The organism is Psychrobacter sp. Pi2-51 (assembly GCF_904846665.1).
GTDB classification, from domain to species: Bacteria; Pseudomonadota; Gammaproteobacteria; order Pseudomonadales; family Moraxellaceae; genus Psychrobacter; species Psychrobacter glaciei.
In genome coordinates this window covers 1-19,759 of sequence record NZ_CAJHBP010000033.1, presented here as the reverse complement: position 1 = coordinate 19,759, position 19,759 = coordinate 1, and the positions used below count along the sequence as shown (strand labels likewise).

14 protein-coding genes and 1 other RNA gene are annotated in these 19,759 nt (G+C 42.9%); 7 read left to right on the top strand and 8 right to left on the bottom strand.

Features of this window, described 5'->3' with window-relative positions; all coding sequences use genetic code 11:
• Positions 1–163 precede the first annotated feature (163 nt).
• The 5 genes from serC to ffs all read right to left on the bottom strand — a co-directional run bounded on the left by serC (position 164) and on the right by ffs (position 6,220).
• Positions 164–1,273: a 3-phosphoserine/phosphohydroxythreonine transaminase gene (gene serC, locus JMY08_RS12775; protein WP_201593627.1), complete on the bottom strand. Its 1,110-nt coding sequence runs from the start codon at positions 1,271–1,273 to the stop codon at positions 164–166.
• 170 nt (positions 1,274–1,443) lie between these two features.
• A complete protein-coding gene (locus JMY08_RS12770) occupies positions 1,444–2,304 on the bottom strand; it encodes a hypothetical protein (RefSeq protein ID WP_201593626.1) in 861 nt (286 codons plus the stop codon).
• Positions 2,305–2,436: 132 nt separating this feature from the next.
• Positions 2,437–5,265, bottom strand: coding sequence for a M48 family metalloprotease (locus JMY08_RS12765; protein ID WP_201593625.1), 2,829 nt, complete (start codon positions 5,263–5,265; stop codon positions 2,437–2,439).
• Positions 5,266–5,305: 40 nt separating this feature from the next.
• Positions 5,306–5,902 carry a LemA family protein gene (locus JMY08_RS12760; RefSeq protein WP_010201928.1) on the bottom strand — a complete coding sequence of 199 codons (597 nt, stop codon included), beginning with the start codon at positions 5,900–5,902 and terminating at the stop codon, positions 5,306–5,308.
• A 221-nt stretch (positions 5,903–6,123) separates the two neighbouring features.
• Positions 6,124–6,220: signal recognition particle sRNA small type (ffs, locus tag JMY08_RS12755), an RNA gene on the bottom strand.
• A 242-nt stretch (positions 6,221–6,462) separates the two neighbouring features.
• Here ffs and JMY08_RS12750 point away from each other — a divergent pair.
• Positions 6,463–7,179 (top strand): SIMPL domain-containing protein, encoded by a 717-nt coding sequence (locus JMY08_RS12750; RefSeq protein WP_201593624.1) that lies wholly within the window; start codon positions 6,463–6,465, stop codon positions 7,177–7,179.
• 313 nt (positions 7,180–7,492) lie between these two features.
• Here the strand turns inward: JMY08_RS12750 and JMY08_RS12745 are convergent, their stop codons facing one another.
• Positions 7,493–8,257: a DUF4124 domain-containing protein gene (locus JMY08_RS12745; RefSeq protein WP_201593623.1), complete on the bottom strand. Its 765-nt coding sequence runs from the start codon at positions 8,255–8,257 to the stop codon at positions 7,493–7,495.
• Positions 8,258–8,460: 203 nt separating this feature from the next.
• Positions 8,461–9,870 carry a type I glutamate--ammonia ligase gene (gene glnA, locus JMY08_RS12740; RefSeq protein WP_010201934.1) on the bottom strand — a complete coding sequence of 470 codons (1,410 nt, stop codon included), beginning with the start codon at positions 9,868–9,870 and terminating at the stop codon, positions 8,461–8,463.
• Between the two features lie 778 nt (positions 9,871–10,648).
• Here glnA and JMY08_RS12735 point away from each other — a divergent pair.
• From JMY08_RS12735 to JMY08_RS12715, 5 genes are all read left to right on the top strand, one after another.
• Positions 10,649–11,272: an anthranilate synthase component II gene (locus JMY08_RS12735; RefSeq protein ID WP_201593622.1), complete on the top strand. Its 624-nt coding sequence runs from the start codon at positions 10,649–10,651 to the stop codon at positions 11,270–11,272.
• A gap of 83 nt (positions 11,273–11,355) precedes the next feature.
• Entirely contained in the window at positions 11,356–12,477 is a 1,122-nt protein-coding gene (gene trpD, locus JMY08_RS12730) for an anthranilate phosphoribosyltransferase (protein WP_189581797.1), read from the top strand.
• Between the two features lie 72 nt (positions 12,478–12,549).
• Positions 12,550–13,425: an indole-3-glycerol phosphate synthase TrpC gene (gene trpC / locus JMY08_RS12725; RefSeq protein ID WP_201593621.1), complete on the top strand. Its 876-nt coding sequence runs from the start codon at positions 12,550–12,552 to the stop codon at positions 13,423–13,425.
• Between the two features lie 108 nt (positions 13,426–13,533).
• Positions 13,534–14,265, top strand: coding sequence for a Smr/MutS family protein (locus JMY08_RS12720; RefSeq protein ID WP_010201940.1), 732 nt, complete (start codon positions 13,534–13,536; stop codon positions 14,263–14,265).
• Between the two features lie 374 nt (positions 14,266–14,639).
• Positions 14,640–15,272 (top strand): DNA-3-methyladenine glycosylase family protein, encoded by a 633-nt coding sequence (locus tag JMY08_RS12715; RefSeq protein ID WP_201593620.1) that lies wholly within the window; start codon positions 14,640–14,642, stop codon positions 15,270–15,272.
• 55 nt (positions 15,273–15,327) lie between these two features.
• On the opposite strand, the gene JMY08_RS12710 is transcribed toward JMY08_RS12715, so the two are convergent.
• The gene (locus JMY08_RS12710) at positions 15,328–17,274 is read right to left on the bottom strand and encodes a mechanosensitive ion channel family protein (protein ID WP_227679682.1); all 1,947 of its coding nucleotides are present in this window, start codon (positions 17,272–17,274) and stop codon (positions 15,328–15,330) included.
• A gap of 405 nt (positions 17,275–17,679) precedes the next feature.
• Between JMY08_RS12710 and JMY08_RS12705 the strand changes: the two genes are divergently transcribed.
• Positions 17,680–19,605, top strand: coding sequence for a TonB-dependent receptor plug domain-containing protein (locus JMY08_RS12705; RefSeq protein WP_201593618.1), 1,926 nt, complete (start codon positions 17,680–17,682; stop codon positions 19,603–19,605).
• The last annotated feature ends 154 nt before the right edge of the window (positions 19,606–19,759 follow it).

The following is a 19,759-nucleotide window of genomic DNA, read 5'->3' as shown; positions in this document are numbered from 1 at the left end:
CTATCATAACAGCTGAAAATTTTATCATAACAAACTTAGGTTTTTTAACCTAATAGTTTGCAGTGTTAGGTATAGCGCATCATCTGCCCTAAAACAATAATAATTCTCATAAAAAAAGACGCAGCTCATAAAGTTGCGTCTTTTTCCTCAAACCCGTACTGACTTAGGCGTGTTTTTTTTCAAATTCAATCATAAAGTCGACCAATTTCCGTACCCACTCAAGCGGTACAGCATTGTAGATACTGGCACGCATGCCGCCGACATCACGATGACCTTTTAGATGCAGTAAGCCTGCTTTTTCTGACTCTTCTAAGAATACTTTATCAAGGCTACTGTCTGCTAAAGTAAATGGCACATTCATGATAGAGCGATACTTAGGCGCAACTGGGTTGTTATAAAAACTGCTGTCATCAATCGTTTTGTAGAGCAAGTCTGCTTTTTGCTGATTAATTTTGCCGATAGCAGCAACGCCACCCTGCTCTTCTAACCACTCAAACACCAATCCCGCCAAGTACCAAGAGTACGTCGCTGGTGTGTTTGACATAGACTCTTTGTCAGCTTGATGCTCATAGTTCATTAGCAGCGGACACCACTCACTTGCCTGCCCTAATAAATCCTCACGGATAATCACAATAACAAGTCCCGCTGGACCGATATTTTTTTGTGCACCCGCGTAAATCATCCCAAATTTTGAGACGTCAATTGGCTGTGACAAAATGCAAGAAGACATATCAACGATAATTGGTGCAGCAACGGTTGGTGGCGCAAATATCTGCAAGCCATGAATCGTTTCATTGGCGCAGTAATGGAAGTAAGCTGCATCTTCACTCAGATTCCAATCGCTTTGATCAGGTACATCGGTAAAGTTGCTTTCTTTGCCTGTTGCAACCACATTAGTCTCGCCAAGACCTAGTTTGGCATAGCGCGCTGCTTCTTTGACTGCTTTACCTGACCAAGCACCTGTCGTTAGATAATCTGCGCGCCCACCGTTTAATAGGTTTAATGGAATCGCTGAAAACTGTAAGCTAGCGCCGCCTTGTAAAAATAGCACCTTATAATTATCTGGAATGTCCATCAACGAACGCAATTTAGACTCAGCTTTTTCAGTAATCGCCAGATACTCTTTACTGCGATGACTTACTTCCATGACCGACAGTCCACGTCCCTGCCAATCCAGCAACTCTTCTTGAGCGCGTGATAATACGGCAGTTGGTATCGTAGCAGGTCCCGCTGAAAAATTAGGTACACGGTTAGGAGCAGCTTGGGTAGTCATAATCATTATCCTAAATATGATGAAATCATCGTTGTTTGTTGGAGCGTAAAAGTTACCTATCAAAATTATTTTAAAAGTGATTTTAGTTGTTTTTATTTGCTAATGGTTATTTTATTTATACAAATAATTTACCGGCATACCAATAGGCAATTGGCAATTGGACAGATAGCTTAAGCAGACAATTTCTCCCAAAGCTGACGCTTTAAGCTGCTATCAGCAAGCATTTCCTCTAACGTGGGCACAGTCGTAAAGTGAGGATGCTCAAGCCCTTCAGGCAACGCGGTTAATGCTGCCACTTTTATCTCCTCGCTACGACCAATCTTAAAGACATATCCAGCAAGACTGGCATTGGCAAGCTCAGCAGTATCCATACCTTCACAGATAGGAAAAGAGGTGGTCTCACAAGTGATTGATAGCGATTGAGTGATATTTTTCCATAGCTTTTGACTGTCATTATTAAGTGCTTGAATATCAACCAAAATCACCCAATCGCCATAGCGACCACCTTGCAAATCAAATGGTGTGACTTTTTTAAAGCTATCATCACTATTTATATGAGCAAGTGGACTCTGTCCGATAGCGGCAGTAGTTTGCTGAGTTATCTCGTTTACGAGAGACTTAACAGGTACGTCACCTATAGTTTTGACACTAGTATCAAAACTATAGGTGACGGGGCTTTGTGCGTCGGGTTGTGCTAATCCTATATCATTAGCATCATGATAATAGTGACTAATAGGCTCATCATTGACGACCGCTGATACAGAATCAGCAAACGCTATGTTCGACATATCAACGTTCGCAGCAGCATTACCTTGCTGTTCTATACTTGGTTGTTCGATGTTTATATCAGACGACACAGCCTGAGTGCTAGTATTATCTGTAGGGTCAGGAATAATAGGCGCAGAGATATCTGCCATATTTATAGTGGCTGAGCTTGGCTGTACCCATTGATTGATACCCATCATTGCTAAAATTTGACGCTGCTGCATACGATATTGCAATACAATTAGCGGGTCTTGGATATCACTCATTCGACTCTACTATCCTACTTATCTTAAATGGGTTTACAGATTTTTAATGCTAAAAATAACGTTAAAAAAGCGTTTCAAACATCTCGCTCTTTGTCAGCCGAATAGGCATAGCGCTTCAATCAATTCAATTTATTAGAAAAGCTGCCGAACGCCTAGCCAATGCTCTGCTAGTAGCATCAAGCAATCGTGCTCATCTTGACTGACTATCGTATCGTGTAACATCACCGTATGCAATGTACTCAGCCATTGCCGATATTCATTATAATCTATTTGACTGCTATCCTGTTGCTTCTCTCGATAATTATCCTCAATCTGAATATCTGTGATGGACACCCTAGAGGTAGATTTTTGAAAGCTAGGTACAGCATCAATGATGGCCAGTAGCTGGACGCTATTCAAACCTTGTGCCGTCAATAATAGCCATTGCAAATTTGCATCACTGACTTCGGTCAAAGTAATGTCAATCAAGCGCGCATGTCGTCTCAAATCCACAATATAGTGGGCAACACTGTCATTATTATAACCAAATAGCGAGCTATCTAGCCTCGATATCATTTGACCTTTGACATCTTTCGATAAGCGATAAGCCAATAAAGTAAGCATCGTTGTATCAGAAGCCCTAAGACCATCAAACACCTGACCTGATGGATCAAGCTGAGCAACGATACTGTCCATGCCAGCCTGCAATGCTTGCTGCCATGTAGTCTGTCTATCTGTACTTTTATCATTTAAAACTTTAGACAATATCGGCAACAGTTTCTGTAAATGCAGCGCCTGCCATAGCGATAAAATCGATGGTACTTGAGACACTGCATTCTCTGAGTGAGTGAATCCTGACTTAGCTGTATCAGCAGAACCATCATCATTGACGATACTATCAGCAAAATTTTGGCTTAAATCAACCGTTAAGCAGCCCCGAAATAACTCAAATATGCCCTGCTGATAGCGCAACAACATCGTACGGCACTTTTTTTGCTGGATATAATGCTGGTAACTTTGATTGCTATGGCTGCTCTCATGCTTCAGACGTAGCTCTGCAATCACGCTTTCTGATAGGTCGTGCTGACTCAAGTTCTTTATGGCAGTCGTGATTAGAGCGCTGTCCAATCGTCGATCAACACTCGCCACGGTTTCTATCAATTTATGGTCGATGGCATGCGGTAGAATTTGCGATTGGCAATTATTATCGGCTTTGTTAGTAGAAATCTCGTACCAAATGTCAACCAAGTCATAAGTACTTGTCGTTGCTAGAGCTTGACCCTGATGACAAAGCATCACAGCTTCGATCAATGCTTGTGCGCCTAAAGGATGATGACTGTGATCAAGAATGTACTGTGGCAATGAGACTTTTTCAATATCATCAATGCTAATGAGCACTGCCGATGGCAAATCGCTATCAGGTTTTGCCTGCCAAGGTTTTAATAGTTGATGAGTGCCAGTATCTTGCGGCTTTACCTGTAACCGTCCATCAATGACTAGATCTTCTGCTACAACAAAATCTAGCCCTTTTTCTTCTTCTTTCTCTACTCGACTATCCAAGGCTTGAGTAGAGAGTGGTTCTGCGTAGAGCGATTGTTTGTTAGCATTTTCCTTTTTATTAATGCTTAGGCTATTTTCTTTTACTTTCCCCACATCCCCGAGTCGACGCTGCTCATATATTTCTTTTATTTTTTGCTGATTTATCTGTTTATCTTTAGCGACTTGTACCGAAAATTGATGATACGCATCAGCATTAATAGCACCCATACGCTCAGTCAAGCTTGGATGGGTAGCAAACCATGACACATCGCCCAAATCCGCCCCACTACTGGCAAAGAAAAAATGGCTGAGTCCATTGATATCAGCGATGCCAGATAGACGCGAGCCAAGTGAGTCTTGATGGATGGCTTTTAAGGTTTCTACAATCGCCGGCGAACGTGTCAATTGCACGCTAGTGGCATCAGCAAGCAGCTCACGCTGGCGGTTGAAGCTGTGCTTAATCAACTGAGCGCTTGCCATACTAGAGAAGCTCAAGCCATGTAATAGCAATGTCCAAACACTACGCGGTGCTTGACGATCTATCACAGGTCTATTTTGCACCCATTTCGACTGACGCTTGGCTGAGAGCTGCTTTTGTTGTGGTTGCTGCTGCCAGTAAACGACCCACTCACTATGAGTGGTAAAACTGGCGGTTTGCGCCTCGGTACTGCGTGCAAAATTATCAACTTGTCTCTGTGATAGAGACTGATGGGAAATGATATCAGTATCAAAGGAACGATGATTAGAAATTGGATCACTCCAGTCATATAGTATCTGCAAGCCTGCCAATATCACCATCAGCTGTAGATTAAAGGTGGCATCACCATGCAGTATATGACCATATTCATGACCAATGAGACCATACAACGCCTCATCAGACAACTTATCTAGCGCACCTTGAGTGACGACCAGCACCATATCTTGACTATGACGACCAGCGACGAAGCCATTGATACCTTGCTCATCAGGTAATACATATAAGATCGGTGTACTCAAGCCCGAGGCAATCGCCAACTGCTGGGCAATTTCACAGTAACGACGATAGACTGGTGGAAAGTCACGCTCATCACGCACTGCTATATGGCGTGAACTATAGCGAACTTCCTCCTTAGTTTCGTGTTGATGCGCGACCCCGTGGCTGTGCTCCCATGCTTCTTGACTGTTATCGATGAACAGCCTGACCGCTCCTACTCGCTGAGCAATAGCGCGGCCACCTGCTCTCAGGCGGCGATACTCTAAGAAACTACCACCAATGAAACTACCTAATATCAAGATAATGACCAGAACCAATACCCAGTGATATATACCGCCTGTAAATACAGTTAATAGTAGCCCCATGACAGCCAGCCCTACCGCCATATGAGCAAGTACAATCAGCAAAAAAAGCCCATAAAGGAATAGACTGCGCCGCGTACGTATCCGCTGTTCACCGAAAAAATCCATCAGTTTAAGCTGCCTAGAGTTCGCCAAATTTATCTAAACCTCAGCCCATATTGACAATCGGTGCCTGAGCAATCGCTTCTCTATCTTCGAACACTAAAGGACTGAGTGGACGAAAGCCAAAAGTCGTACTGACGAGGTTATTGGGGAATATTTCGCGGTCGTTATTATAAAACATCACGCTATCATTATAATGCTGACGAGCAAAACCAATGCGATTTTCCGTATTGGTTAACTCATCCATGAGCTCCTTGATCATACTATCGGCTTTTAGCTCAGGATATGCTTCAACGACAGCAGAAAACTGACTCAACGCTTTAGACAACATACCTTCTGCTTTGGCAAATAGCGCCATATGATCAAGCGATTCTGGCTGATGCTTATTAGAGTCTTGTAGCTCTTGAGCATGATTACGCGCACTGATGACGCGAGTAAGTGTTTCTTGTTCATGACTCAAATAACGCTTGGCTGTTTCGACCAAATTAGGAATCAAATCATGACGACGTTTAAGCTGTACATCTATCTGTGCAAAGCCATTCTTTGCTTGGTTACGTGCGCGTACCAGCTTATTAAATATCGTGATGCCAAAGACTACTGCCAACACCACAATAATAATGAATAGCCAAACAAACATCTTCATAATCGAACCCCAGAGTGTCTAGAATGTTAATAAAAGTTAATACATTGTATTTTAACCTATATTAATCAATGAAGCTTTTAAATTGAACAGAAAATTAAGTAGGGTATCGAATAAAATTTTGGACAAAAAAAAGCCCTTTACAATGAAGGGCTTAATACATCATAAAAGCGTCTTTGATACTTCGTCAAAACTAATATCAAATTTTAGGCAAAAAAAAGCGACTCCAAAAGCACATCCTCGGCACACATCATAACTATTACCGTTGCTACCTTCCGGTCCTGGCGGGATTCATAGAACAATGTTGCGAGGCTACCAATGGAGCCACCAGGTGCAAATTATACAAGGATTTTTTAATTTTACAACCCCTATCTTAAAACTGTTTGTTTTAGACGGAAAATGACCCTGTAATTTAAGTCAGCAACTTAGGTCACAAAATTCTCACAGCAACTCACAGAAATTTTGCTATTTTAGTGAATGAAGTTGCACACATATCAATATTTAGAAAATAAGAGGTACAGCTTCTCATATAAAGACCATTAAAATGAACTTAGGAGATAATAATGAAAAATACTTTACTTAATAAAGCAGCACTGGCTTCTGGTACGGTTTGTCTCATGACCGCAATGATGGGTAGTGCCCATGCAGAGCCAACAGGCTATGACCAGCTAACGTTTCAAACAGAAGTAAAAGAAGAGATCCAAAACGATGAAGTAAGAGCCAGCTTGTACAAAAAAGCACAGGCAGCGGATTCTAAAACTCTAGCCACAACGCTCAATACATCCATTAATAACGCTATGAAAATTGCCAAGCGCTACCCTAGCGTCACTGTCAGCACCGGACAGCAGCGCACTTATCCACGCTATGACAAAAACGACAAAATCCTTGGCTGGACAGGTCAGGCAAATATAGATTTGAAGAGTACAGATTTCTCAGCGACCAGCCAGCTCATTGCTGATTTACAAGAAACATTGGTTATGGATAATCTGAACTTTGGTGTCTCAGATACCAAAAAAGATGCTTTAGAGCAAAAGCTAATGACCGAAGCCTCTCGTGCTTTTCAACAGCAAGCCAAGAGCCTCACCCGTGCTTGGGACGCTCGTGGCTACCGCGTTGTTAATGTTAACCTGAATACAGGTAGCAACTATCCACGTCCACTGTATAGCGCCATGAGCATGAAATCAGGAATGGCAGACGAGGCAGTGCCAAGCCAAAGCTTTGAATCTGGTAATAGTACTGTATCAGTCACTGCCAACGGTACCATTGAGCTGACTAAATAATTGAGCAAAGTTCGTCCAATGTAAGATGACTGAACAAAAATAAAGGAGCATTCACTTACCATAGTGGCTGCTCCTTTATTTTTATTCTCAACAACAAAATAGCTTAAATAGCTTTATTACTCTAGGGCGTGTCTTCATTTCAAAAATGGCGATAAAAATGCGATAAATTGCCGTCAAACAAGAAAAATAGCGCAGATAATATCGGGATATTAACCAGCTATTTGACGATGTTTGGCAAGATTTAGCCATTTTTAGCCCATTTAGATGACTATCGAGTGAATTGAAGACACGCCCTAATCAGCACCTATACAGATTATTTGGTAAAAGCATCGTTAGCGATAGATTGACTGCTCTGTACTTTTTGTAGACTACCGTCCTGTTGGCGCAGTTTTAACATCACTTTTTGATGCCAAGGTAAATTCTGATAAGCCAAAAGCTGTTTTGCAATCTTCTTATTGTTTTGCAAAGTTGTATTGTTTTGAATCACATAAACCGTGCGCGCGGCTTGTTGCAGCGTTTGACCTTTCACGCTTTGAATGACCGCCGTTATCGTATGAGCGCCTGGCAACGCATCTATCGTAGCAATCGTCGCATTTAGACCTTGAGCGACTTCGTTGCCGTCAAAATAAATACGGACACTATCACCTGCTTGCAGCGCAGGCTTAATTTGTAGTGCTACATTAATACTTTGCGCTGGACGCCGATAAGCACGCTCTGCGCTGGGCTCAGTGATAGCCAGTTGATAGTTGATTGGTGCTTTGACCGTTGCATCGTTGGTAGCAGGTATAGAGGCGGTTTGCGTGGCATTCGTAGCAGTCTGATTATCTCTAGTGCTATTATTTGAGCCACTCGTTTCATTACCTGTCGTCACTGTCGTCTGACTGACTTGTTTACCCACCTGCTGCTCATAGCTTTGCGGGCGATCAGTGAAGGTCACCTGACCTGTTTGCTCGTCGACCACTTTATAAATGGGTGCAGCATTTGCTAAAGGCGCACAGAGACTGGCTATGGCAGTGATCGTCAATAGCCCTACCTTCGCATGGCCTTTCGAAACATTCAGTTTTGATGATGAAATCATAGTCAGTCAACCTAATTAGTGTCTACTATTAATATACTTTTACAGTAACCATTATGCGATACTTTCAAGTCGAAATCAGTAGTGATTTTGGAGAAATGTTATTCATTTATCTTGTGCGCTTTATCCGCAGACATAAAAAAACCAGCTAAGAGTTACTTAACTGGTTTTTATTCATTAAAACAATATTGAGTCTATGCTATAAATTAGCAGCTGTAATACATGTCAAATTCAACAGGATGTACAGTCACGTTCAGACGTTGTACTTCTTCTTCTTTCAAAGCAATAAACGCTTCTAGCATGTCTTCAGTGAATACATCACCTTTTAATAAGAAGTCATGATCGTCACGCAACGCTTGTAACGCTACATCTAAGCTTTCTGCAACCGTTGGGATTTGTGCTTCTTCTTCTGGTGGCAAGTCATATAAGTTTTTGTCAGCGGCTTCACCTGGATGCATCTTGTTCTGGATACCGTCAAGGCCAGCCATCAACAATGCAGCAAACGCTAGATATGGGTTAGCCGTTGGATCAGGGAAACGGGCTTCAACACGTACCGCTTTAGGGCTGCTCACGTGTGGAATACGAATAGACGCTGAACGGTTAGACGCTGAATAAGCAAGTTTAATAGGTGCTTCATAATGCGGCACTAGGCGCTTATAGCTGTTGGTTGATGGGTTGGTAATGGCGTTCAATGCACGAGCATGCTTGATAATACCACCGATGAAATACAATGCTGTTTCAGACAGACCCGCATACTCATCACCTGAGAATGTGTTTACGCCGTCTTTTGAGATAGACATATGTACGTGCATACCTGAACCGTTATCACCAACGATTGGCTTAGGCATAAAGGTAGCTGTTTTGCCAAACTGATGCGCAACGTTATGAACAACATATTTCAATTGCTGAACTTCATCTGCTTTACGAACCATGGTGTTGAATGCCACACCAATCTCAGACTGGCAAGAAGCAACTTCATGATGATGCACTTCAACTGTGCCTTCGCCAACGATTTCTTCGATGCGTTCACACATGACAGCACGCATATCGTGTGAGCTATCGATTGGTGGTACTGGGAAATAGCCGCCTTTAACACGCGGACGATGCGCCATGTTGCCCCACTCGTAAGTCTCGCCAGTCGACCATGCTGCTTCTTCAGCAGTGATTTTATGACTAACGCCAGACATATCGATTGACCATTTAACGTCATCAAATACAAAGAATTCAGGCTCAGGACCGAAGTAGGCAGTATCACCAATACCAGTAGATTTCAAATACTCTTCAGCGCGGCGAGCGATAGAACGTGGGTCACGATCGTAGCCCTGTAGCGTTGATGGCTCGATGATGTCACAAGTGACCACAACAGTGACCGCATCAAAGAACGGGTCTAGAAAAGCCGTTTCTGGATCAGGACGCAAGATCATATCTGACGCTTCAATACCTTTCCAGCCAGCGATAGATGAGCCATCGAACATTTTGCCATCTTCCATCACATCTTCGTCAACGCTATGCGCTGGGAAGCTGATGTGCTGCTCTTTACCGCGTGTATCGGTGAAGCGAAAGTCAACCCATTTAGCATTAGAGGATTGGATAAGATCTAATAGTTTATTCGACATGAATAGTCTCCGTTGTGTTGATCACGTTATTGCGATTTAAAATTATGAGTGCAGTATTCTTGTTCAAGAATGTTAGATGTGCTTTTGAGACTGAAATAATGCATACGATATTCTGCTTATTATCAGCACTATTCAGCGTATTAGTCAAGATACTCATCTAAAGCGTTTTTTCAATCAGACCAACAGTCATCTCAATGGTCTAAAAATACGCCAAGTCAATTCTAACGTTATTCTAGCAATATATAACTCATAATGCTGAACTCTTCAGGCACTTGTTAATAATTATTTTTAGACCTGTCTCTTTGTGGTCACAAATAATCATAACAGCATAACTGCAAGGGCTATGCCAACTCTCTAAGAACCGAATGGTATTAATGGCTAAGGCAACAGCATTACTGATAGCAAATACAATAACTTATCATAAAAAATACACACATATGAAGACTGTTATTCCGATGATTATCTTTTTAACACTCCTTATATAGAGCAATGAACCGCACTACCATTGCACCAAATTAGTGTGATTATTAATGTAATGGTAATAACTCGCTCTATTTTGGTGCGATTTAATATCTAGAGTTATTTAGTAATCTCATCATCATGCGCCATATTTGATAGAGGACGAAATAATGGTAAGATAACGGCATCCCACAGCAGCAGCTGTCACTCTTATAGCGGTATGGCATCATGCATGGACAGTAACCCATAGCAGTGCAGGCAATAGTAGCGCAGACAAATTCAACTATAGAAACACCTAAAAATCAATAAGTTGAACACAATGATTCTAATGATCGATAATTACGACAGCTTTACGTACAATATTGTACAGTACTTCGGTGAGTTGCAGCAGGACATCACTGTGTGGCGTAACGATCAGATCACCATCGATCAAATTAAGGTCTTAGCTCCCGATGCCATTGTCATTGGCCCAGGACCGTGTGACCCATCCCGCGCTGGTATTTCGTTAGCCGTCATTGAGACTTTTAAAGGCATTATCCCTATACTGGGCATTTGCTTGGGACATCAAGCCATTGGGCAGGCATTTGGCGGACAGGTTGTCAAAGCAGGTGAAGTGATGCACGGACGTTTATCCGCCGTTTACCACAATGGCACAGGCGTATTTTCAGGCCTACCTAATCCCTCACAAGTCACGCGTTATCATTCACTCGTCATTGATAAGATCAGTTTACCCGAGTGTCTTGAGCTGACCGCATGGACACAAAATATTGATGGCAGCATTGAGGAAATCATGGGTATCCGTCATAAAAAACTTGCTATAGAAGGTGTACAGTTCCATCCTGAGTCTATTTTGAGCGAGGCTGGTTATCAGCTACTCAACAACTTTTTGCAGACTCACAATCTGGCTGTACTAGCCTCAGACAAGCTACCGCAAGTCGGTTAGTTTTGACTAAAGTACTTGCTTTGATTACTCTATTCCAAATCCCTTATAGATCCATATAAAAAATAAAATTAAGCGAGACCATAATGAGTACGACGAAAATAGAAGAAACGCACACGCCAGATAGTATTGAGAGACTGTCCGATACAGAAACACATCAACTGCTGACGACCGCTTTAGGTAGAATTTTTCAGCACATTGACTTGACCTTTGATGAGATGTATCAAGTGATGCTGATTATCATGCAAGGCAGATGTAGCGACGCTATGATGGGCGCTATTTTGACTGGTCTACGCATGAAAGGTGAATCCATCGATGAGATTACGGCATCAGCCAGCGCCATGCGTGCATTGGCGGCGAATATCGAACCAAAAAACTGTGAACATCTAGTCGATATCGTTGGTACTGGCGGTGATGGCGCGAATTTATTCAACGTCTCTACGGCATCAGCCTTTGTTGTGGCAGCTGCGGGAGCACAAGTCGCTAAACACGGCAATCGCGGGGTCTCTACTAGGTCTGGTAGCTCAGACTTACTTGAGCAGGCAGGTATCAGTCTGTCGCTCACCCCAGAGCAAGCAAAAGACTGTATCGAAAACCAAGGCATCGGCTTTTTGTTTGCACCCAATCACCATAGCGCCATGCGTTATGCCAATCCTATACGCCGTGAGCTAAAATCGCGTACTATCTTTAATATTTTAGGGCCATTAACCAACCCTGCTGGCACACCCAATTTGGTCATTGGTGTCTTTACCGCTCAACTGTGTGAGCCTATCGCCAAAGTCATGAAAAACCTAGGCGCACGTCATGTCATGGTGGTTGGCGCAAAAGATGGCTTAGATGAAATCAGCCTTGCCACCTCTACCACTGTCGCTGAGTTAAAAAACGGTGAGATATCCGTTTATGAGATGATGCCAGAAGATGCTGGCATCGAATCACAAACGCTGATTGGGCTCGATGTAGACTCACCAGAGCAAAGCCTTGAGCTGATACGCGCCGCTCTATCAGGCGCAGAAACCAACGACCGCTCGGTACTCAAAGCTCGCGATATGATTGCCCTAAATGCAGGCGCAGCAATATACACCGCAGGGCTTGCCAGCAACTATCCTAATGGTGTTAGCCGTGCTCAACAAATCCTTCAAAATGGCGATGCGTTAATCAAGCTTGAGTCTTTAGCCAAATACACACAGCAGCTAGCGGCTCAGGATTAATTTGTAAGCACTAATATAGTGCATTTACTACTATCACTATCTATTTTCATCTAACGATATTCGGATACCAGCATGACCACAACCCATTCAGACATACCTTCAGTGCTACAGCGCATTGTCGCTACTAAAATAGAAGAAGTAAAAAAGGCTCAAGAAGTACTATCTCTTGAAAATTTACAAGCCAAGGTCGCAGCTGATAATAAACCGCGTCGAGGTTTTGCTCAGGCATTGCGAGCTATCAGTACTGAAGAGAACGGTATTGGTATCATTGCTGAAATTAAAAAAGCCTCTCCCTCTAAAGGCGTTATCAACCATAACTTCGCACCCGCGCTATTTGCTCAGCAGTACGAGCAAGCTGGTGCAAGTTGTTTGTCAGTACTAACTGATCGCGATTATTTTCAGGGCGATGACAGCTACCTTATTCAAGCAGCTAATACCTCAAGCCTGCCGATACTGCGCAAAGATTTTATGATTGATGAGTATCAAATATATCAATCCTATCTAATGGGTGCAGATTGCATCCTACTCATTATGGCTTGCCTCGACGATGAGCAAGTACAAGAGCTCCATGCCTTGAGTATCAAACTGGGCATGGACGTATTGATTGAAGTACATACCAAGGCCGAGCTTGAGCGCGCCTTACAATTGCCACGCTCTGATCATAATATCTATGGTATTAATAATCGTGATTTGAATACTTTTGACGTTGATCTACAAACCACGCTTGACCTAAAAAATATTTTGCTCGAAGCATTGGCTACCGATGCTGATAGCACAGCACAGAAACCCCTTATCGTTACCGAGAGCGGCATTCATAGCAGCGGTGACATCCGTTTAATGCTGGAGCAAGGCATTCAGCACTTCTTGATCGGTGAACAATTTATGAAAACCGATCACCCTGGACAAGCGTTACAATCCTTACTTGCGGGCAGCGCAGCAGACGGGTAAAGTAACTCAATCATTCAAGCTTCAATAGACGCTAGATCGCTTGAACAATGCGTGTGCTATACGGATTGTTCAACCCTTTATTCATCCATCAACGATACGTTAACTTTTATGTCAAATTCTCTATTTTCAAAAGAAATGCAAGACCAACTCAAAGAGTTAAAAGGACAGCTGAGCAAAGGCCGTGATACCGATTCACCTGAAGGTGAAGATCAAAAGCCTACAGAACCTGTCTCGTTACTCACCCAAAAGCAAGTCAAAAAGACTGTCAAACAGTTGGACAGTGAGCATATCGACGACGATAAAGTTCTGTTTATGCAAGCGATGCATGGCGTCAATCAGCTCGATGACAAAAACGTCCGCTCCCCTGCCAACGCCGCAAAAGCGCGTAAACCTGATGCCGCCACACTTTCGAAACGTGCTGCCGCGCAAGGTAGTGAGGCTAGTGATTTAGGCGCTGGCTTATCAGATATGCAGGCGCTACTCAATCCTGTGGCTGGCGAAGCTTATTTGTCTTACAAGCAGCCGACCCTACAAAATAAAATTTTTACCCAGCTCAAACAGGGCAAGCTGCGTTGGTATGATGCGGTAGATATCCATGGTTGCACCATTGACGAAGCACGCGCTGCCATGACTCAACTATTGAGCCAAGCGAAGCAAAATAATGAAACCATGGTAAAAATAGTCCATGGTAAAGGTAGCGAAGCTATTTTAAAAACTTGCGTCAACGGTTGGCTACGTCAATTGCCAGAAGTACTGGCATTTTGCTCTGCCCCGCCAAAAGATGGTGGCAACGGCGCGGTATTAGTACTGCTTAAAAAGCCTAAAACTGATGGCGAATAAGCTGCATCGTTAAACATAAAAAGGACTGCTTATTGGCAGTCCTTTTTGTTATGTTCATTATCAAAAAAACTGTTTGCATCATTGTTGGCACCTATAGTCAAGGAATTTTAGAATCGCTACAAGGCAACCGACCGCAGATAGTACACTGAGTACATCTAGGGCGGGTAACACCGTAACGGTTTAAAAGTGCTCTGACTATATAGTCAAAACATCCTAAAAATGCGACGGTATTGCTGATATCAATTTTTTGTAGCCCCTGTCTGCGCAGGCACAGCAAGCAAGAAAAATGGATATCAGCAGTGCGTGATGTATCGATATTACTTTTCACTCACTATAGCTCTAGCAGTATCTAAATCAATGAGGATAAGACATTTATGAGCCTACAAACTATTGAAAACACTGAAGAATTAGAAGAGCATATCATTGCTTTGATTGCCATCGAACCAAGATTCGCTCCTGTTTATGAGCAAGTTGGTGTGCCCAGTCTCAGGCACAATGCAGGTGGGTTTGAGCAACTAATGAGAGCGATGGTGGGTCAACAGCTATCAGTAGCAGCCGCGGCCAGTATTTGGAAAAAGCTGGTTGCAGCAGGTTTGACAACCCCTCAGGCTATTGCTGAAGCGCAGGACGAAACGTTACGAGCACAAGGCTTATCTAGACAAAAGATGCGCTATGTCCGGTCCTTAGTAACGCATGATATAGACTTTACTACCCTAACAACCATGCCAAATGAAGCGGCTATAAAGACACTCACAGCAGTCACTGGCATTGGACGTTGGACGGCTGAGATGTATTTATTGTTTTCTCTAAAACGCGATGACATACTGGCGGTCGATGATTTAGCGATTAAAGTCGCAGCGATGACAGTATTAGGTCTGGCAGAACGCCCGACACCGAAACAGCTAAAGGGATTGACCGAAAGCTGGTCACCACATCGTAGCGCTGCCAGCCTGCTTCTATGGTCATATTACGGCTTACTACGTGATAAAACTGCCGTACCTTTATAATTCCCTATAATAGCTCTCCATACAGAATATCTGCCCATATAGAAAAAACTCATTTTTAAGGCTGGTTCCATATAGAAAAACCAAATTTTCTTTTGGTGTGCTTAAACTTACTTTTTCTTAGCATACGACTTTTGTGTTTCAGTGCTTTGAGTGCACCTTCCCTGCTTACTGTTGCCATCGATGATTTCTGATTATCACCTCTCGCTTTGTTGCTGATTTTATTAATATCAACACTGCCGTTGTTACTAGAGTGATCATGATTGTCTAAGCTTACATTCGTTTCATCATTATCCGTATTGCTACTGCTGTGTGAGGTATCTTCTTCTACCGATTCAACTGTATTGCTTTCCATATGATGTTCAAGTTCAGCTTGATTGACAATCAACTGCTGTGTTGGCAAAGCATGCTCAACCTTATATTTTGCGACTTGGTTTAGTACATCCACGAATACCACGTTTTGCTTGTCATAGAATTCCATGACGTCGTTGGCATTAATATAAGCTTGTAATTGAATCACATAGCAGTCTTGGCGCAGCTCTAAAATGTTCACTTGGTTCCATTCATTATTGGTTAAATAATGCTCATTCAAAAACTCATCCAAATCCTTGACCATCTTAAAGACCACGTCGATATCAGCGGTACGCTTAAGATACAACTGATGAAAGAAGCGGAACATATCGCGTGAGGTAAAGTTCTCAATTTGCATGGACGAGAAGTCGCCATTGGGTACGGTGACAATGGTGCGGGTCAATGTGCGGACGCGTGATGAGCGAATACCAATATCGATAACGGTGCCTTCATAAGTACCGAATTTACAATAATCACCGATACGTACTGGCGAATCCGCCACAACTACAACGCTACCAACAAGGTTCTCAATGGTTTTTTGTGCACCAAGAGCGAAAGCCAGTCCACCCACACCCAATGCAGCAATACCGGTCGTTAAATCAAAACCCAAATTACCAAAGAAGACAATGACCGCAAATATAAGCAGCAATGCTTTGACGACTTTGCGTAGCAGTCCTAAGATTGAGACACGTTCAGTATGGTTTTTCTTATAGCTTAAGTTGACAGCACGCGTGAATATCGCATCGATGACACGCAGTAATAACCACGTTGTCGCGAGCCATGATGCAACCTCGGTAAACCGATTGATAGGCTCACGTAATGTGACTGACACGCCTGCATAGACCATGACTTCGGATAATATCAACGCCATAATGACGACAGCAAGTGGCAATATCACCTTATCAGGTAATGGTAACGGTACACCGCGTATGTGAGGATAAGTGATTCTCAATAGATGGTACAACAGCCAAACCATAATATAAGTGAGGACAAAGCTGCTCACAATCATGGTTAGCGCTGCAACCAAGTCAGCCAATTGATAACCAAAAACCTTTTTGCCGTCCAGTGAATCAACCGTATAGCGAGATACCAAGGTCGGCTCAGTATTTTCTATCACTTCTGGCACTGAGCTGAGCGTATCACTTGAGAATTGCCAGTACTGATCATTGTTATTAGACACCACTCTTTCTAATAACAACGGCACACTTTTTTCACCGATATTAATGACACCGACGTTTTCTTGGCTGGGTGGCAATTGATCGGTTAAATTGCCTTCAAGCGTATTATTGAGCTGCAAGTCAGGTAAAAAACGCCCACCAGCATCGAGTGCTTGCTTAAATTGACGCACAACGGTAGTTGGGTTGTCAGACTTTGATAAGTTAAGGTAATTGCTCGCCAATAAATAATCGTTTTCGCTCAAAGCACTAATGAATCCCTGCACCGTATGTCGCGGCGTATCTCGCCCAAAGGAATCAGGTATCGGCTCACTGCTCGCCTCACTAGTCCCGCCAAGTCCCAACACGCCAGCTTCAGCCGCGAAAGCAGCAGCATTCGGCAGTATCAAGCCACACAATAAAGTCAGCAACAAGGTGGCCACTACCATGACTCTTGATAATGATGCTTTTAAGGGTAAAAGTAAGCTAGTAGGACTCATACGACGCTCAATAGACAAAACAAACCTCTTAATTTATAGATAGACATAGGCATAAAGAGAAATTGCCTAAATAGCCAATGATCAACACAACCTGCCGCCATGATAGCAATTATAACTAACTGTCGTGTTTTTGATTACAAATTTTTATACCGAAGAATGTTTCTATTGATAAGCAATTATTGGTACTGAGCACAGTTGCTAAGCAATAAATACCCTGTGCATCGCTTTAGAATGGCTCAATAATCAGCCATCATGAAAATTTCTCAGCTTATCATGAATAAATATTGGCTAAAACTGGTTTATAAAGCGCGCATATTTATAGATAATGAACCCTGTGTAACTTGTCTACTGTTTTTTGTAAATTTTACCTTCTTAACTTTTGCTTTTGTAACCTTGGGAATCATTATGTTGTTAACACGCTCTTCTTCGTCTACTTATTTGCGGTGCTGTGTTTTAAGCGCATTTGGCGTATTTGCCGTAAATACAGCCATGGCTGTCACGCCATCTGACCCTGACTTAGAGACAGTCAATGATAGTGAGCTGCCACAAGTCGAGCTTGATAAAATCGTTGTGACAGCGACGCGTACGCCTACCAAAACCAGTAACGTAATCGCCCAAACTCGCGTGATTGATAGCGAAGAATTGCGCCGTTATCAAGGGCAGACAGTTTTAGAAGCACTGAAGCGTCAGCCTGGCATCAGTCACTATACAAGCGGCGGCATGGGCACCGTTTCCAATCTGTATATGCGCGGTTATGATGGTAAGCAAATCTTGGTACTTATTGATGGCATACGTTATAGCTCGTTAAGCACAGGTAATAGTGCCCTAAATTTACTACCAGCCGACCAGATCGATCGTATCGAAATACTATATGGTGCGTCAGGATCTAGTATCTATGGTGCAGACGCGATGGGTGGTGTGATTCAAGTATTCACCAAAGGCAGCAATGTAGATCAAAGCAGCATGTCGGTTACTGCTGGTGTTGGCTCAAATGATCAATATTTATACGGTGCTAGCGCACAATTTGTCAATGATACTGGCACCGCTTTGAGCCTTTCAGCCAGCCACAACGAAACAGATGGTATCAATGCAACGCTACCCGATCCTAGTAATGAATACGCCCCTTACAACAAGGACGATGATGGTTTCGAAAGTGATAATTTTAGCATTGCTCTAAATCAGCGTATCAATGATCAATTGTCAGTAGGGGCTAGCGCTCTGTATAGCGAGTCAACGACTTATTTTGATAATGGCGCTGCAGAGAATGTGTATTCTGATCAAGAAACGGGTGCGGCTCAAGCGTTCGTTGATTGGCGCTACCAGCCAGGCGCTTCGGTGAAGCTACAGTATGGGCACTCTATCGACAACATAGACACAGAAACCTATAGCAGTAACTATGATACAGAGCAAGATCAAGTCAGCCTAGTCGGTCAGCATGCCCTACCTATCGGTACAGGCATTTACGGTGCAGAGTATTTAAACCAAAGTATTGATACGACTGATTATGACGTTGATGACCGTGATGTGACCAGTGCATTTTTGGGTTATGTATTGGCTAATGATCAATTCGATGCACAAGCAAACCTACGCTATGATGACAACTCACAGTATGGTGATGAGACCACTTATAATTTAGGTGGCGCGCTACATATCAGTCCCAATCTACGCATTGGTGCCAGTTATGCTAAAGGGTTCCGAGCGCCTAGTTTCAATGACTTGTACTCACCTTTCGGTGGTAATGCTGAGTTGACACCAGAAACCAGTGATAACTATGAAGCTTTTATTGAATACGATACTCCTATTCAGTCTACTCGTTTGACAGGCTATCACAACAAAGTTGACGACTTAATCAGCTATGTCGCAAGCCCCACGCCTAGCAATCCTTATGCAGGCTCTAGCGAAAACGTCGATGAAGCCAAAATCGAAGGACTCACACTAACATCAGATTGGATAGTCGATAATTACTTATTTGGTGGTAGCTATGACTACCAGCAGGCAGAAGACAATAGTGGCGGGAGCAACGATGGTAATTTTCTTGCCATTCGTCCTGAGCATAAAGGTCTGGTTTACTTAGGCTATCGCTTATCGAGCTTTGACATTCGTGCCGAATATGAATATGTCGGTGACTACTATAGCAACGTTGCCAATGCAGAATCGCAGTTTGTCGATCATTATGGGTTGTTTAATATCAGCGGTAACTACCAGCTAACAGACAGCCTAACCATGGCAGCACGCTTAGACAATATTACTAATGAAAAGTATATTACTCTGCCTGGTTACGACACTGATGGTATCAACTATTTTACCTCTTTGACCTATAACTGGTACTAAGTTTTTCTTAGTACCCTTCAGACTGTCTGAACTGAGAATAAAAAAGGTCATCCATATCGATGGCCTTTTTTTAGTGCTCTGTCCCATCCTAGAATGAGTTGATATATTTTAGGCGATATTATGTCAAACCTAGAGAGTAACAGAGCTAAGCGCA